Genomic DNA, 14,979 nt, shown 5'->3' on the forward strand with positions numbered 1-14,979 from the left:
CACTTTCGCCAAGAACGCGCCTTTGGGTACGGGTGACCTGGTCCGTTGCCATCGCCGTGTGGCTGCTGACCGCGATCCTCTTGCTCCTGCGACTGTCCGTGCCGTGGGATGGCGCCTGGATTTCGCTGGGCACCCCGCGCTTCGGCGAAGTGACCGTCGTGGCGGCGCTGCCCGATTCGGCCTTACGCGTCGGCGATCAGATTTTGGCCGTCAATGACTATCCGTTGGCTGCCGGCTCGCCAGCCGTCTTGGGACGAGCGCAGCCAGCGCCCTGGTCATGGCAAGTCGGCAAAACCATCACCTACCGGCTCGTGCGCGACGGTCAGCCTTACGAAGTCGCCGTCGTCCTGCGGCCAGGCGCTCTGATCTGGCCGCACAAGCCGTGGGGCATTCTCTTGTTTGGCGTCGTGTTTTGCCTGTTGGGCAGCTATGTCTTGTTCTGCCGACCGGCTGAGCCCGCCGCCCGCTGGATGTTTCTGATCGGCGCGCTGCTGACCAGCTATGGCGTGGTGCGCAGCTTCCAGTGGACGCTGGGCGAATACCTGGCCGGCCCTGCACCGGTAGCCTACATGTCCCTGACTCTCGGAACCGTGCAGATGGCTTTCCTGGCAATGGTTGGCCTGGCCCTGGTCTTTCCCAGCCCACATCGCCTGGTGCCGGGCCGGCCCTGGCTCATGCCGGCCATGGCCGTGATCCTGCTGGGCATCTTGACGGCCAGCGGTTTGGCCCTGACGCGTGCAGAGGAGGACTGGATGAGCAGGCTGGCGGCCATGATGACGCTCTACTTCCGACTGCAATTGTCGCTCTGCATCCTGGCTGCGATTCTTTTCCTCACGAACATCGTGACGCAATCGTCTGCTGACCGGCTGCCCGCCAGATGGGTGGCATTGGGCGCTGCGGCAGCCCTGATCTTCGGCGCGCTGCTGTCCGTGGCGCCGCTTGCGCTCGAAAGGCTGGGCTGGATCAGCGCCGACTCGGTGCAGGCTATGACCTTGCGCCAGGAGCTGACCTGGATCGTCGCGTTGGCGGCGCCCTTGTCATTTGCCGCGGCCATTCTGCGCTACCGCCTGTTCGATGTGGACCTGGTCCTGAATCGAACCCTGGTCTACGGCACGCTGACCGCGGTAACGATGGGGCTTTATCTCGCTGTGGTGGCCGCACTCAGCGCGCTCCTGCGCACGGGAACCAATCAACCCGCGCTGCTGTTGGGAACCGGCGTCGTGGCCGTCATTTTTCAGCCCTTGCGCCAGCGTTTACAGCGGGGAGTTAACCGGCTGATGTACGGCCAACGCGATGACCCCTACGCCGTGCTCTCGCACCTGGGGGACCAGCTTGGAGGCGCGCTGGCGCCCGATGCGGCGGCGCCCAGCATCGTGCAGACGCTGGCGCAAACGCTCAAGCTGCCGTACGTGGCGATCAGCCTGACCACGCTTGGTCGCGCGGACGAAGAATCCGGTCTGGAACCGGCGGCGACCTGGGGAAAACAGCCCGCTTACGCGCTGGTGGAATTTCCTTTACGCTATCAGCAGCGATCGGTTGGCCTCTTGCAGGTGGCGCCGCGAGGGCCGGGCGAGCGCTTTTCGCCCGCGGATTGGCGCTTGCTGCAAGACCTGGCGCGGCAGATTGGCGTGGCGCTGGCGGCCGTGCAGCAGGCGCGGCAGGCGCAGCGGCTGGCGGCTGACCTGCAGCAGGCACGCCAGCGCCTGGTCGCCGCGCGCGAGGAAGAGCGCCGCCGTCTGCGCCGCGATCTGCACGATGGGTTGGGGCCGGCGCTGGCCAGCCTGACGCTCAAAGTGGATGCCGCACGCGACGAGTTGGACTACGATGTGTCGGCGGCCGCGGCCATGCTGGCCGCGCTGAAGGGTGACATCCAGGCCGCGGTGGCTGACATTCGCCGCCTGGTTTACGACCTGCGCCCGCCAGCCCTGGACGATCTGGGCCTGGCCACCGCGCTGCGCATGCAGGCCTCGCATTACCGAAGCCAGAACCTGGTTATCACCGTGGACGCGCCTGAACACCTGCCGCCGCTGCCGGCGGCCGTGGAAGTGGCGCTCTATCGCGTCGCTGCCGAGGCGATGACGAACGTCGTGCGCCATGCTCACAGCCAATCTTGCCTGCTGCGCCTGGCCGTCGCCGCCGATCGGGTAGACTTGGAAATCATTGACGATGGCCGTGGCCTGCCGACGCCGACGCCGGCCGGCGTCGGGCTGATTTCGATGCGCGAACGCGCCGCTGAGTTGGGCGGTGAATGCCTCATGACGTCGGCGCCTGAGCAGGGCACGCGCGTACATCTCTGGCTGCCGCTGCCGCAGACGTCATAAAGGAGAGCCTTCGATGGACAACATCACCATCCTCATCGCCGACGACTCCGCCCCCTTTCGTGACGGCATGCGCGCCATGCTGCGCCGCGAGACCGATATGGTCATCGTGGGTGAGGCGGCCAGCGGCGCCGAGGCCGTGCGCCTGGCCGCGGCGCAGCAGCCCGACGTCGTTCTCATGGATCTGCAGATGCCTGAAGGGAACGGCATTGACGCCACGCGCACCATCGTGACGGCCTCGCCCCACATGCGCATCCTGGTGCTGACCATGTTCGAGGATGATGACTCGGTGTTTGCCGCGCTGCAAGCCGGCGCGCGCGGGTACATTCTGAAAGGGGCCGACAAAAGGGAGGTGCTGCGCGCGATTCGCGCCGTGCACAACGGCGAGGCCATCTTCGGGCCTGTGATCGCGCAGCGCCTGGTGCATTATTTCGCCGCCCGCCATCAGTCCAGCTCCGCACAGCCGCCCTTCCCCGAGCTGAGCGAGCGCGAGCGTGAGATCCTGGCCATGATTGCCCGGGGCAAGAGCAACCAGGAGATCGCCGATGACCTGGTGGTGAGCCTCAAGACCGTGCGCAATCACGTCTCCAACATCTTTGCCAAGCTGCAGGTGGCCGATCGCGCGCAAGCGATGGACCTCGCACGCCGCGCGGGCTTGGGAAGAACTGCCGCCGGATAACAATCAATCCCTGGCGTTACTGCACCCGCCTCCCAGCAGCTCCAAATGCAGCACACATTTCAACCACAAAGAGCACAGAGCAAAAAGAAACGGCAGATCAGACGCAAATCGGCAACTTGTGTGCGTTCTTTGTGATCTCTGTGGCTAAAAACCAGGCCACATTTGGAATTGCGGCCCGCCTCTGAAGTTCGATGGCTGCTGGCTCGTTGATATTCACCCGTGGTGCACTGCAAACCTGCTTGCCCGGAGGCAAGAGGCTATTCGAGGTCGCGTGGCTCGGTCAGCAGACGAATACCTTCCAAGATTTGATGAATGCGCGGTCGGGATAGTGTGCCAATGTATTCGCCGAGCTGCATTTTATCCACCGTGAAAACTTGTGAAACGACAACAACACTCTGCTTGGGCAAATTGCATTCCCCTTGTTCGAGTGTCACATTTCCAGGCACTCGTGATCGCTTCAGATTCGAGGTTAGTGCACACACGATCACCGTGTTGATCCGACTGGCGTTGAAGACGTCATTCTGGATTACCACGTGTGGGTGACTGTAACCAGGCTCCGAACCGCCTGGCTCACCCAATTCCACCCAGTAAATGTCGCCTTGCCTGATTACCATTCGCCCTCTACTAATTTGCGATGCGACATTCGCATCGTGGAAAGGAGAGTCTGTTCGACCGGGTTGGGTTGGTCAGCATAAGCCTGGTTGATGTCATCCAATAATGCCTGGCTTTGGTGTCGCTTGATGAAATCTTCAACCGCCAGGCCGAATAGTTGGCTGCGCGAGACCTGCAGCTGCTGCGCCAATGTTTCGGCTTGTTCGAAGAGCGATTTTGGCATAGAGATCGCGGTTTTGATGGTGGTTGCCATTTGGTTATACCTTTCTGTATGATGTTAGTATAACCGTTTTGCGCCTGATGTCAACTACCAAAACGACTCGCCTGCGCGGGGCTGTCCATGCGACATCGTCACGCGTCAGGTTAAGGCTGGCCGCCTATCGGTGCAAGCATTGAACAAATGTGATACAATATCACACCTGAGTCGAAGGTTAGCAGTCTGCTTGCAGCGAGCGCATCCTGCACAACGAAACGAAAGGAGCAAACCATGAACGCACGTAGATTTTTCGCTTTGTTTCTCGTCTTGACCCTGTTGGCCACTCTGACCGGCGCGGCTGGCGCCACGCCGCGGGCCGCGCCCTGTGCCGTGGGTGGCGTTTATGATCCTGCCTGTGATGTGGACCACGACGGGGACGTGGACATCTTCGACATCCAACTGGCCGCCGGACACTGGAACCAGACCGGCGCCTACACCAGCGACAACAATCACAACCACCTGGGCCAGACCTGGACCGGCAGCAACAACCCGCTGACGATCAACGGAGCCTTTAGCCCTAACCCACCGCTGCTGCTGGCCAACACCACCGGCGACGGATTGCGCGCAACCACCAGTGCAACCAGCGGCACAGGCATCGAGGGCGCCGCGACGGCCGCCAGCGGTACCACGACCGGCGTTGCCGGCAAATCATTCTCGATCGGCGGCGTTGGTGTATCTGGCAACGCCTTCGCGACCACCGGCAGCTCGTACGGCGTCGTGGGCCAATCCAGTTCGGCGACCGGGCGCGGCGTGTGGGGCGTGGCCGCGGCGACCGGCGGAATCAATGCCGGTGTCTACGGCCAGTCTGCCTCCAACGAAGGCGCGGGGGTGCGGGGCTACGCCACCGCGGCCAGCGGCGCAACCTACGGCGTTTACGGCGAGGCGTCCTCGCCCGACGGACGCGGGGTTTACGGCTACGCCACTCTCGGCAGCGGCAACTCAGTTGGCATCTACGGCAGATCGGCCTCCACCGCGGGCACCGGCGCGATCGGGTGGGCATCGGCAGTCTCCGGCAACACCGTTGGCGTCTGGGGCATTGTCAATTCCCCAACGGGCAAAGGGGTGCATGGTTATGCCGCGGCCACCAGCGGCCAGTCGTACGGCGTCTATGGGCAGTCATCCTCAGCCGCAGGCGTCGCGGTGTATGGCATCAACGATGCGACGGGCAGCGGAGGGGTCGGGGTGTACGGCCATGCCAACAACGGTGTGGGCGTGCTCGCCGAGGGCGGCGGTGCGTCCACCACCGCGCTGGAAGTCTCCAACGGGGCCATTCAAGTAACCGGCGCCGGCTTGAACACGACCACGCCGGTTTTTCAGCACCAGGTGCATCACAGCGGGGCCAATGCCAACGTCTGCACCGATGGCACGTTCGGCTTCTGGTACAGCTATCTGAATCATCCCCTGCTCAACAACCACCCCGAAGCCCTGCTGATCGTGACTTCCAGCGCGGATGATCTGATCGTGCGTTACAGTCCCATCGGCTGTCCGGCTGGCCGCTGGACCATTACCAAGCCCGGCATTAATTTGCCCACCGATGGCAGCCTGGTCAATGTGTTGGTGGTGCTTCCTTGACGGAAAAGACCACGCTGCGCAGTAAACCGTTTGGTAGATTCATTACATTACGCCAACCAGGGACGCTGCTATACTGCTCCCGCGTCGAAACATCCCTTTGATTCCCAGGAGACATTCATGGATACGTTTATCGGTCATATCGCATTATTCCCCTATGGCTACGCGCCAAGCGGCTGGGCGGCCTGCGAAGGGCAACTGCTGCAGGTCAATCAAAACCCGGCCTTGTATGCGCTGTTGGGCGCCAATTTTGGCGGCGATGCCCGCGCGACCTTCGGGCTGCCAGACTTGCGCGGCAAAGCCCCCATTCCGAAGACGGCGTACTACATCGCGCTCAACGGCATCTTCCCACAGCGGGACTGAAAGAATTCCTCTCACCTGAACGCCAGCAGGGATCAGGCTGGCGGCGCGGCGATGGACTCGGTCTCTCTGAGGAAAAAGATGAGATCCAGGTCGCCCGGCGATTGACCGTAGGCTGTCAACGCCACGGCCGCCTCACCGCGAAACTGCGTGCCGTGATTGACCACATGTGCGAAAAGGCGCCACAACTCGTTTTGATGTGGCGCCTTTTTGGTTGTCTGATAGCGCACCGTCCGTTCGATGTCCTCATCGGTCAACCCATCCAGGTACGCACGCATTGCAAGCTCCTCTTCCTTCCAGAACTCACGCAGCGATTCCAGCGTGGGAAATCCGGTTTCCACGAGCATGGCCGGCGGCGAGATGCCTTCCTGGCAGCGTAGGCGCCAGACCACTTCCGCGCTCAGCACATGCACCAGCGCGCCGCGCAGGCTGCCGTGACTCAGCCCGGCCGGCGCGACAAACTGCGCCGGCGTCACCCTGGCGGCGGCGTCCAGCACACGATGATTCGCCCAATAGTTGTAATCGAACAGAACCGCAATTTCGCCCGTAGTCATGGCTTGCTCTCCCTTCCGTGTTTCCCTGCAGCCTATTTTAGCACACCTGGGGTCAGGGTCGAAACAAGGGGCATGTTGAGATGGGGCATGTTGAGATGGGGCATGTTGAGATGGGGCATGTTGAGATGGGGCACGTTGAGATGGGGCACGTTGAGATGGTAAATATCGCGATTCTGGGTTTGCTCCTCGTTGTCAATGGCGTCTTCGCCCTGGCCGAAGCGGCGTTGATGTCCACGCGCAAAGCGCGGCTGCAGAACCTGGCGGACGATGGCGATGAAGGCGCCCAGGCCGCGCTGGCGCTGGTCAACGACCCGACCGCTTTTCTTTCCACGGTGCAAGTTGGGATTACCCTAGTCGGTATCTTGGCTGGCGCGTTGGGCGAAGCGACGCTGGCAGAGCAATTGGCGCGCTATTTTCTGCGGGCGCCGCTCCTGGCCCCCTACAGCCAGGCGCTCAGTTTCATCGTTGTGGTTCTGGTCGTAGCCTACGTGTCGTTGGTCATCGGCGAGCTAGTGCCCAAGCGCCTGGCATTGCTTAGCCCAGAACGCCTTATCAGTCGGGTTGCCATTCCCATGCGCCTCTTATCACGCCTCGCCTTCCCCGCGGTTCGCATCCTGAGTTTCTCTACGTCTTTGGTGCTGCGCCTCCTCGGCGTGCGCGCTTCCAGCGAACCGCCAGTCACCGAAGACGAGTTGAAGGTGCTGATCGAGCAAGGGACGGCGGCCGGCGTCTTCGACGCGGCTGAACAGGAGATTATTCATCGCACGTTTCGCATGAGTGATCGTAAAGTCGCCGCCCTGATGACGCCTCGCCCGGCCATTGCCTGGCTCGATCTGAACGACAGCGCGGAAGAAAACTGGCGCAAAATCACGACCTCATCTTGGGCGCGTTTTCCCGTGGCCCGCGGCTCGCTTGACGCCATTGTTGGCGTGGTGCGCATCCATGATCTGCTGACCGCCCGCGCCCGCGGTGAACTCTTGGCCCTCGAAGACGTCGCGCAACCTCCGCTGCTGGTGCCGGAAAGCACGCCCGCGCTGCGCGCGCTGGAGATCTTGAAGCAGGCGCGCACGTCCATGGCTCTCGTCCTGGACGAATTCGGAGGCATCTCAGGCCTGTTCACGCTCAATGACGTGTTGCAGGCTATCGTGGGCGATCTGCCGGATCAAGATCAGCCAGCGCCGGCGTTGACCGTGCGGCGCGCAGATGGTTCCTGGCTTCTCGATGGCATGTTGCCGGTGGATGAAATGCAGGAATTGCTCGATCTGGCCGATTTGCCCGGCGCGGGCGATTATGCGACGGTCGCTGGTTTTACCCTGCGCATGCTGGGGCAAATTCCGAATGCGGGCGATCATTTTGCGTGGGGTGGATGGACATTTGAGGTGGTGGACATGGACGGGCGCCGCGTGGACAAGGTGCTTGTGAGCCCTCTTGTGCGCTTAGCATCCACAGAATTCATAGAGTAGCATCATGCGCACAGACCGCCGCCTCGTGGCGTAAGACACGGGCGGCGGATAGGTGCGATGACGAGGGATACAGTTTCTGACTCGGCAGCCTGGACGTCACGGCGCGGCGAGCCGCGCGCGCACCTGGTCAACGATGAACTCGTTGCTCGTGTGCACGCCGGTCGCCAGCTTGGAATAGATCAAAACGCCGTCCACGGTCACTTCGTAGCGGCCACCGTAGGATGGGATCAGGATGATCTCTGCCAACGGATGCGGCTGGTTGATGGTTCGTTTGAATGTATTGACCAGAGTCTCCACCAAACTGGTGGCGCGTGGGGTGTAGTTTCAAGCTACGCAGAATTCAATCGTGATACGCATCTCACACTCCTACTGGTTGATCGTCACCGACGCGGTCATGTTCCAGCGCAGCCGCGGATCGCTCTTCTCCGGCGCAATGACCACCTTGTAGGTGATGTCGCCCTGTTTGCTGACGCCCACTGCGCCGATGCTCAGCACTTTGCCGGTCATTTCCAGGTCAGGAATGGCATCGAATGTGAGCTTGACTATATCGCCCACCGTTACACGAACCACGGCCAGCTCAGTCAAGTCGTCTGTCTCAATCTGCCAATTGCCTAAATCGGCCAGGCGCACGGCCACGGCGCCGGCGGCGATACTCTCGCCGACCTTCGCATTGAGCACTGCCACCGCGCCGGCAAACGGCGCCCGCAGTTCCGTGTCGGCTAACGCAGCCTGCGCCTGATCAAGCCCCGCCTTCGCGGCCGCAACATCGGCTTCGGCCGCGGCTACGGTCTCTGCCCGGTTTCCAGATTGGATCAGATCGAGCTGCGCCTGCGCGCGGCGCACTTCGGCTTGGGCGGCGGCGATATCTTCAGCGCGGGCTGGGACCTTCACCTTATCCAACGCGGCCTGCGCGCGCTGCACCTGCGCACGCGCCTGGGCAATGTCCGCGGCGCTGGCGCCCTTAGCCAAATCGTCGTAGCGCGCCTTCGCGGCGTTGTAGTTGTTGGTTGCCTGCTGAAGCTGCAAGGCCTCGGGCCGCGCCCCAATGTTCGGATCACCCTGCACACGGTCATACGCGGCTTGCGCCTGGCGCACCGCGGCTTCTGCATTCGCCAGGTCGGCTTGAGATGCGATCAACTGCTTCTGACTGGCGCCTTCTTGAGTCTTCTGCAGAGTGGCGCGCGCGGCCGCCATGTCTGCCTGGGCCGCGGCCAAATCTTCGGGCCGCGCCGGCGCCTGAATGCGCGCCAATTGCGCGCGCGCGGCGTCCAAACCAGCCTGTGCAACCGCAATTTCCGCTACGCGCGCACCCGCCTTCAATTCCGCCAGGCGCGCTTCTGCGCGGCTCACGTTGGCCTGCGCCTGCTCAACCGCAGCTTGCGCCCGCGCCCCGTTGAGGCGCACCAACACTTGACCCGCGGAGACGGCATCGCCTTCCTTGACCAGCACCTCCGCCACAATACCGGCGGCGGCAATGCTCAGATCGGCCGATTGCACCGGCGCCACGCGTGCATCGGCTACGACCGCGCTCGCGGTCTGCTGTACGACCGGCGCCGCTTCTACAGACGGCGTTTGCGCAGCGCGGCCGCGCGTCAAGACGGCGGCCCCACTTCCGACAACGATCACCGCGGCGACAATCCCGATCAACCACTTATTTTTCATGGATGCTTCCTCCAATTGACTTCATGTCTCTTGACTCTCAGCCAATTGGACGGCAACTGCCCTGGATTTCGTCACCCAGGCGGGTGTATTTCAGATCACCTCGGCCGACGAGGCGATCGGCAGGGTGAACAGGAAGGCTGACCCGACGCCCAGCGTACTGCGCACCCAAACGCGGCCGCCGTGCGCCTCAACGAGCTGTTTGACGATGGCGAGGCCCAATCCAAAGCCGCCCGTGGCCCGCGCCCGCGAGCGGTCCGCGCGATAGAAACGCTCGAACACGTTGGGCAAGTCTTGATAGGCAATCCCCGAACCGGTGTCTTGCACGCTCACTTCGACCTCCGGCCCGCTGACCCGTGCGCTCACGGTGACGTGCCCTTGCGGCAGCGTGTGTGTGATGGCGTTGTCCAGTAAATTATACAATACCTGCCCAATCCGTTCGCGGTCGGCGTAGACGGGCGGCAGCGCCTCCGGCAGCTCCGCGGTCAGATTGATCTGTTTGTCGGTCGCCAGCGGCTGCATCGAGGTGATGGCGCGCAGAATGAACTCGCGCGGGGACACACTCTGCTGCACGAGCTTGAGCTGGCCCGCTTCTACCAGGGCCAGTTCCTGCAAGTCTTCGACCAAGCGGTTGAGCAGCATCGTTTCTTCATGAATGGATTCCAGCACGATTGGGCTGGGATCGGCGACGCCATCCTGCAGCGCCTCGATATAACCTCGAATGTTGGTCAGCGGAGTGCGCAGCTCGTGCGCGACATCGGTCACCAATTGGCGCCGCAGTTGCTCGGTGCGCGCCAGGCCGTCGGCCAGGGCGTTGAAGGCATGCGCCAGCGCGCCCAGTTCGTCCTTGCTCTCCACTTTCACCCGTTGGCGCAGATCGCCGGCTTCCAGGCGTCGTACGGCCTTGGTCAGCGCGCTGACCGGGCCCAGGATGCGTCGCGTGAAGGTCAATGTCAAGAGCGTGGCAACCCCGCCGGCCGCGATGATGGCTGTGAGCAGGGTGCGGTTGACCGAACGGATAAAGACATCCTGGCCGACACGCGTCCCGGTGGAAACCGCCAGATCAAAGCAACGTACACTCATCGTGCCGCCTTCTTTGACGAAACTCTCGAATTGGCTGGTAATGGCCCAACTGCCCACCAAGGCCGCGATGCCGACGGTGACGATCACGACCGTGGCAAGCATCAAGAGCAAACGAAAGCGCAGGCTGTTGAAGATCGAAACCAGGGGCGCGTTGTTGGGCGGCAAGGTGCGGGGCGGCAGACGAAAACGCAGGCTATTGGACACTGTCCCCTCCGGTATAGGCGAACTTGTAACCAATCCCGTAGACGGTTTGCACGTAGATCGGCTCTTCAAGGCTTGGCTCAATTTTGCGCCGCAGGTTCATGACGTGTACGTCCACCGTGCGCTCCAGGCCGTCGTAATCGAACCCGAAGGCCTGCTCGAGCAGCTCCAGGCGGCTGAAGACGCGGCCAGGCTCCTTGATGAGAATTTCCAGCACCTTGAACTCTTTGGGCGTCAGGCGGATGAACTTCCCCTGTAAACGCACCTCATGCCGCACAAAATTGACCACCAGGTCGCCGGCTCGCACTTCATCGGTTTCGTGTGCGCTGCTTTCGTTCAAGCGGCGCAACACCGCGCGCACGCGCGCCAACAGCTCACGTGGGCTGAAGGGTTTGGTTACGTAGTCGTCTGCGCCCAAGTCAAGCCCCACCAGCTTGTCATGCTCGGTGGACTTGGCCGTGAGCATGATGATCGGCACCCTCGATTCGCTGCGCAAAATGCGGCACACGTCCAGGCCATCCACCGTAGGCAGCATCAGATCAAGGATGATCAAGTCTGGGCGTTTATGCCGCGCCATCAGCAGCGCCTGCTGCCCATCGTGCGCGGCCAGGACGCGATAGCCGTCCTTCTCCAAATACATGCGGACCAGGTCAACGGTTTTCCGGTCATCGTCTACAATCAAAATGCGGCGGTTCATGGCGGCGTCCCTCATTCAACGTGCAGCTTTGCCTACAGTATACCATGTTTTTCGTTAAGGTTGAATGTGGAAATGGTGTGAAAATCATGAAGACCAGGTGAAGGCCAGCACGCTGCAACACCCTTGACGGACAGGATAACCCGTGCTATGATTTTAGCAGCGACAGGATGCACGCGTCCGTGACGGCGCCCTGCGTTTACCAACGAAAAGTCAATTTCGTTCTGATCTGCCTCAAAGGAGAGGTTCCTTATGACCCACAACGGAAAGATGCGGGCTGTCATCAAACCAGAACGATCGCCCGGTTTGGAGATGGCCTCGGTTGACATTCCACGCATTGGTCTCCATGATGCTCTAATCAAAGTGAAAGCCACCTCCATCTGCGGAACCGACTTGCATATCTTCAAGTGGGATCCCTGGGCGCGGGCGCACATCAATCCGCCGATCGTCGTGGGTCACGAGTTCTGCGGCGAAGTGGTAGAGATCGGCCAGGAAGTGACGCAGGTGAAAGTGGGTGATTTTGTCTCCGCGGAAAGTCACATTACCTGTCAGACCTGTGCGCAATGCCGCACCGGCAATGGTCACATCTGCAAGAACACCAAGATCATCGGCGTGGGGCGCGACGGCTGTTGGGCTGAGTACATCGCCATGCCAGAGTACAACCTGTGGCTGAACCCGCCCGACATGCCGGTGGAAATTGCCAGCCTGCAGGAGAACTTTGGCAACGCCGTTCACACCGCGTTTGCCACGGATGTCACTGCGCGCAAGGTGCTGGTTTCTGGGTGCGGCCCGGTGGGGCTGATGACGATTGCGGTATGCAAAGCGGCCGGCGCACGCCAGATTTTCGCCACCGATATTTCTCCTTATCGCCTGCGCCTGGCGCTGCGCATGGGCGCGCACTTTGCGTATAATGTCAGTGAGACAGACCCGGTGCGCGAAATCATGGCCCTGACTGATGGCGAAGGGGTGGATGTGCTGCTGGAGATGTCGGGCGCGGGGTCCGCGTTGGACCAGGGTTTCAAAGCCCTGCGGGATGGCGGCGAAGCGGCTTTGCTGGGTTTGGCGCCGGCGGCGATTGGCTTTGATCTCAATAATCACATCATCTTCAAAGGGGCGACGGTTTACGGCATTGTGGGGCGCCGACTCTGGCAGACCTGGTACCAGATGCGCGGGCTGCTGCGGTCGGGCGCGGTGGACCTGACGCCGCTCATCACCCACCGTTTTGCCCTGGACGATTATCAGGAGGCGCTGCGCGTCATGCAGAGCGGTCAGAGCGGCAAGGTGATCATGTTCCCAGATGGGATTGCGAACAAGGAGGAGTGAAACGATGGCAGATCCATTGGCTTGGATTGCGGAAGATGTGGCTAACCTCAAGCAGCAGGGTTTGTTCATCAACCTGCGCACGATCGGCTCGGCCGTGGGGCCGTGGATGATCGTGGATGGCAAGCGCGTGCTCAACATGTGCACGAACGATTACCTGGGGCTGGCGAATCATGCCGCGCTGCGCGAGGCGGCCCAGGCGGCCACAGCGCAATGGGGCGTTGGCCCGGCCGCGGTGCGTTCGATTGCCGGCACGACTGAGCTGCACGTTCAGCTGGAGAGGCGCCTGGCTCAGTTCAAGGGCGTCGAAGATGCGCTTTACGTGCAGTCTGGCTTTTGCGCCAATCAAGCCGTTATCCCGCCGCTGGTGGGCAAAGAAGATGTGATCTTCTCCGATCGCCTCAACCATGCCTCCATTATTGATGGCTGTCGGCTCTCCAGCGCCAAGATCATCCCCTACGAACATGGGAATGCCGCAGACGCCGAGCGTGTGATCCAGGAGAATTTGCCTCATTTCCGCCGCGGGCTGTTGATCAGCGATGGCGTCTTTTCGATGGATGGTGACATTGCCCCGCTCGATCAACTCTACTCCGTGGCCGCGCGCTACGGCGTGATGACCATGGTAGACGATGCGCACGGCGAAGGCGTGCTCGGGCACGGCGGACGCGGCATCGTAGATCATTTCGGCCTGCGCGGCAAGTTCGATGTCGAAGTAGGAACTTTGTCCAAGGCCTTTGGCGTCGTAGGAGGCGTCATTGCCGGCCGGAAGACCATTGTAGATTACGTGCGTCAGAAGGCGCGGCCGTTCCTGTTCTCCAGCGCGGTCACGCCGGCCGACACCGCAGCATGTTTGGCCGCTGTAGATCTGCTGGAGCAATCAACCGACCTGGTGGACCGCCTTTGGAGCAATGCGCGCTTTTTCAAGGCAGAGATGCAGCGCCTGGGCTTCGACACCGGCCGCAGCCAGACCCCAATTACCCCAGTCATGCTGGGCGAAGCGCCGCTGGCGCAGCAGTTCAGCCGCGCGCTGTTTGAACAGGGCCTCTTTGCCATGGCGATCGGCTTCCCCACGGTGGCGCGCGGCCAGGCGCGCATCCGCGTCATGATCAGCGCCAGCCACAGCCAGGCCGACCTCGAACAGGCGCTCACTATTTTCGCCGCTGTGGGTAAGCAGCTGGGCGTGATTTGACCGCGAGAAAAGCGACTTGACGTTGACTGCAAGGCGTGGTAATCTCTTTGTCATACACCTGGCGCGAATTTGCAGGCCGTTGTCAGCGCAGTTTTGAACCGGATGAACGATCCCGTGAACGCGCGCCAGTCACGTTGCACTTTCATTTTCAATCTCGATGGAGGACAGAAGACAGATCATGCAGACACACCGACTTCGTTTGACCCTACTCACCGCCACCGTTATGTTACTCCTCACCGCCGCCTTGCTCGGTTGCACCCGCGACCGGCCAGTGGCAAACCAAACGGCGACCTGGACTCAGACGCCATCGGCCGGCAAGCAGCAAACTGCGCCCAACACGACGCCCGTAACCGGAACGGTGGGCGAGCAGGGTGGGGTGATCAGCGCCACGCCAGCGCCTGACGGCGGTGGTGTGGTTGCGCCTCCGATCGGCCAGCAACCTCCGGCCATCGCAACCATCCCCGCCCCGGCCGACACCTGGTCCTACGTAGTCAAGGACGGTGATACCTTGACCGACATTGCGCAGCGTTTTGGCGCCGATGTCAACGTTCTGGTGACGTTGAACAACTTGAAGGATGCAGGCGACATTCGCGCCGGTCAAGTGATCAAGATTCCGGGCAAGCAGCCAGCTGATATCGCGACGCAGCCTTATGGCACGCACACCGTGCAGCGGGGTGAGACGCTTGGCTCTATCGCCGCCCGTTATGACACCACGGTTGCGGAGTTGATGCGCATCAATGGTATTTCCAACCCGAATCTGATTCACCCTGGTCAGGTCATCAAGGTCCCAGGCAGCGCGGGCGACGGCAGCACCAGCAGTGGGGGCAGCAGCGGCGGCGACACGATTTATGTGGTGCGCCGCGGCGACACGCTCTCGCAAATTGCCGCCCGCTACGGGGTGACCAGCGCGGCCATTGCCCAGGCCAACGGGATTCGGGATGCCAGCAAGATTTACGAAGGACAACGACTCGTCATCCCGGCGCGATGATAGGCGCCGCGGTCGCCATGACGACTGGGTCGAG

At 61.9% G+C, this 14,979-nt stretch carries 14 protein-coding genes and 1 pseudogene; 8 read left to right on the forward strand and 7 right to left on the reverse strand.

Features of this window, described 5'->3' with window-relative positions; all coding sequences use genetic code 11:
• The first annotated feature begins 32 nt into the window (after positions 1-32).
• Both ACPQ6D_RS12190 and ACPQ6D_RS12195 read left to right on the forward strand, forming a co-directional pair.
• The gene (locus ACPQ6D_RS12190; RefSeq protein WP_423224606.1) at positions 33-2,321 is read left to right on the forward strand and encodes a histidine kinase; all 2,289 of its coding nucleotides are present in this window, start codon (positions 33-35) and stop codon (positions 2,319-2,321) included.
• 13 nt (positions 2,322-2,334) lie between these two features.
• Positions 2,335-2,997, forward strand: coding sequence for a response regulator (locus ACPQ6D_RS12195; protein WP_423224607.1), 663 nt, complete (start codon positions 2,335-2,337; stop codon positions 2,995-2,997).
• A gap of 257 nt (positions 2,998-3,254) precedes the next feature.
• Here the strand turns inward: ACPQ6D_RS12195 and ACPQ6D_RS12200 are convergent, their stop codons facing one another.
• Together ACPQ6D_RS12200 and ACPQ6D_RS12205 are read right to left on the reverse strand one after the other, a co-directional pair.
• Entirely contained in the window at positions 3,255-3,611 is a 357-nt protein-coding gene (locus ACPQ6D_RS12200; RefSeq protein ID WP_423224608.1) for a type II toxin-antitoxin system PemK/MazF family toxin, read from the reverse strand.
• Positions 3,605-3,862, reverse strand: coding sequence for a hypothetical protein (locus tag ACPQ6D_RS12205; protein WP_423224609.1), 258 nt, complete (start codon positions 3,860-3,862; stop codon positions 3,605-3,607). Before ACPQ6D_RS12205 ends, ACPQ6D_RS12200 begins: the two co-directional genes overlap by 7 nt.
• Before the next feature lie 234 nt (positions 3,863-4,096).
• Here ACPQ6D_RS12205 and ACPQ6D_RS12210 point away from each other — a divergent pair, with 234 nt between their 5' ends.
• Both ACPQ6D_RS12210 and ACPQ6D_RS12215 read left to right on the forward strand, forming a co-directional pair.
• Positions 4,097-5,437: a hypothetical protein gene (locus ACPQ6D_RS12210; protein WP_423224610.1), complete on the forward strand. Its 1,341-nt coding sequence runs from the start codon at positions 4,097-4,099 to the stop codon at positions 5,435-5,437.
• Positions 5,438-5,554: 117 nt separating this feature from the next.
• Complete coding sequence (locus tag ACPQ6D_RS12215; protein WP_423224611.1) at positions 5,555-5,797, forward strand: phage tail protein; 243 nt, start codon at positions 5,555-5,557, stop codon at positions 5,795-5,797.
• A gap of 32 nt (positions 5,798-5,829) precedes the next feature.
• On the opposite strand, the gene ACPQ6D_RS12220 is transcribed toward ACPQ6D_RS12215, so the two are convergent.
• Entirely contained in the window at positions 5,830-6,348 is a 519-nt protein-coding gene (locus ACPQ6D_RS12220) for a DinB family protein (protein WP_423224612.1), read from the reverse strand.
• 80 nt (positions 6,349-6,428) lie between these two features.
• On the opposite strand from ACPQ6D_RS12220, the gene ACPQ6D_RS12225 reads away from it, so the two are divergent.
• The gene (locus ACPQ6D_RS12225; protein WP_423224613.1) at positions 6,429-7,811 is read left to right on the forward strand and encodes a hemolysin family protein; all 1,383 of its coding nucleotides are present in this window, start codon (positions 6,429-6,431) and stop codon (positions 7,809-7,811) included.
• Positions 7,812-7,907: 96 nt separating this feature from the next.
• Here ACPQ6D_RS12225 and ACPQ6D_RS12230 read toward each other — a convergent pair.
• From ACPQ6D_RS12230 to ACPQ6D_RS12245, 4 genes and pseudogenes are all read right to left on the reverse strand, one after another.
• A pseudogene (locus ACPQ6D_RS12230) lies at positions 7,908-8,123 on the reverse strand (Rdx family protein); the annotation flags it as partial.
• A 54-nt stretch (positions 8,124-8,177) separates the two neighbouring features.
• Positions 8,178-9,473, reverse strand: coding sequence for an HlyD family secretion protein (locus tag ACPQ6D_RS12235; RefSeq protein WP_423224614.1), 1,296 nt, complete (start codon positions 9,471-9,473; stop codon positions 8,178-8,180).
• A gap of 90 nt (positions 9,474-9,563) precedes the next feature.
• Positions 9,564-10,757, reverse strand: coding sequence for a sensor histidine kinase (locus ACPQ6D_RS12240; protein WP_423224615.1), 1,194 nt, complete (start codon positions 10,755-10,757; stop codon positions 9,564-9,566).
• Entirely contained in the window at positions 10,747-11,451 is a 705-nt protein-coding gene (locus ACPQ6D_RS12245; RefSeq protein ID WP_423224616.1) for a response regulator transcription factor, read from the reverse strand. The genes ACPQ6D_RS12240 and ACPQ6D_RS12245 overlap by 11 nt, the downstream gene beginning before the upstream one ends.
• Before the next feature lie 249 nt (positions 11,452-11,700).
• On the opposite strand from ACPQ6D_RS12245, the gene tdh reads away from it, so the two are divergent.
• The 3 genes from tdh (at position 11,701) to ACPQ6D_RS12260 (ending at position 14,945) form a co-directional block, all read left to right on the forward strand.
• Positions 11,701-12,771 carry an L-threonine 3-dehydrogenase gene (gene tdh, locus ACPQ6D_RS12250; RefSeq protein ID WP_423224617.1) on the forward strand — a complete coding sequence of 357 codons (1,071 nt, stop codon included), beginning with the start codon at positions 11,701-11,703 and terminating at the stop codon, positions 12,769-12,771.
• 4 nt (positions 12,772-12,775) lie between these two features.
• Positions 12,776-13,957: a glycine C-acetyltransferase gene (locus tag ACPQ6D_RS12255; protein ID WP_423224618.1), complete on the forward strand. Its 1,182-nt coding sequence runs from the start codon at positions 12,776-12,778 to the stop codon at positions 13,955-13,957.
• A gap of 178 nt (positions 13,958-14,135) precedes the next feature.
• The gene (locus ACPQ6D_RS12260; protein ID WP_423224619.1) at positions 14,136-14,945 is read left to right on the forward strand and encodes a LysM peptidoglycan-binding domain-containing protein; all 810 of its coding nucleotides are present in this window, start codon (positions 14,136-14,138) and stop codon (positions 14,943-14,945) included.
• Positions 14,946-14,979: the final 34 nt, after the last annotated feature.

This window comes from Candidatus Amarolinea aalborgensis, from assembly GCF_900491745.1.
GTDB classification, from domain to species: domain Bacteria; phylum Chloroflexota; class Anaerolineae; order SSC4; family Amarolineaceae; genus Amarolinea; species Amarolinea aalborgensis.

What these genes read in the sequence shown, in the direction of transcription:
- ACPQ6D_RS12195 (WP_423224607.1), top strand. Translation starts at nt 2,335, where the DNA reads ATGGACAACATCACCATCCTCATCGCCGACGACTCCGCCCCCTTTCGT.
- ACPQ6D_RS12200 (WP_423224608.1), bottom strand. Translation starts at nt 3,611, where the DNA reads ATGGTAATCAGGCAAGGCGACATTTACTGGGTGGAATTGGGTGAGCCA.
- ACPQ6D_RS12205 (WP_423224609.1), bottom strand. Translation starts at nt 3,862, where the DNA reads ATGGCAACCACCATCAAAACCGCGATCTCTATGCCAAAATCGCTCTTC.
- ACPQ6D_RS12210 (WP_423224610.1), top strand. Translation starts at nt 4,097, where the DNA reads ATGAACGCACGTAGATTTTTCGCTTTGTTTCTCGTCTTGACCCTGTTG.
- ACPQ6D_RS12215 (WP_423224611.1), top strand. Translation starts at nt 5,555, where the DNA reads ATGGATACGTTTATCGGTCATATCGCATTATTCCCCTATGGCTACGCG.
- ACPQ6D_RS12220 (WP_423224612.1), bottom strand. Translation starts at nt 6,348, where the DNA reads ATGACTACGGGCGAAATTGCGGTTCTGTTCGATTACAACTATTGGGCG.
- ACPQ6D_RS12225 (WP_423224613.1), top strand. Translation starts at nt 6,429, where the DNA reads ATGGGGCATGTTGAGATGGGGCATGTTGAGATGGGGCATGTTGAGATG.
- ACPQ6D_RS12235 (WP_423224614.1), bottom strand. Translation starts at nt 9,473, where the DNA reads ATGAAAAATAAGTGGTTGATCGGGATTGTCGCCGCGGTGATCGTTGTC.
- ACPQ6D_RS12245 (WP_423224616.1), bottom strand. Translation starts at nt 11,451, where the DNA reads ATGAACCGCCGCATTTTGATTGTAGACGATGACCGGAAAACCGTTGAC.
- tdh (WP_423224617.1), top strand. Translation starts at nt 11,701, where the DNA reads ATGACCCACAACGGAAAGATGCGGGCTGTCATCAAACCAGAACGATCG.
- ACPQ6D_RS12255 (WP_423224618.1), top strand. Translation starts at nt 12,776, where the DNA reads ATGGCAGATCCATTGGCTTGGATTGCGGAAGATGTGGCTAACCTCAAG.
- ACPQ6D_RS12260 (WP_423224619.1), top strand. Translation starts at nt 14,136, where the DNA reads ATGCAGACACACCGACTTCGTTTGACCCTACTCACCGCCACCGTTATG.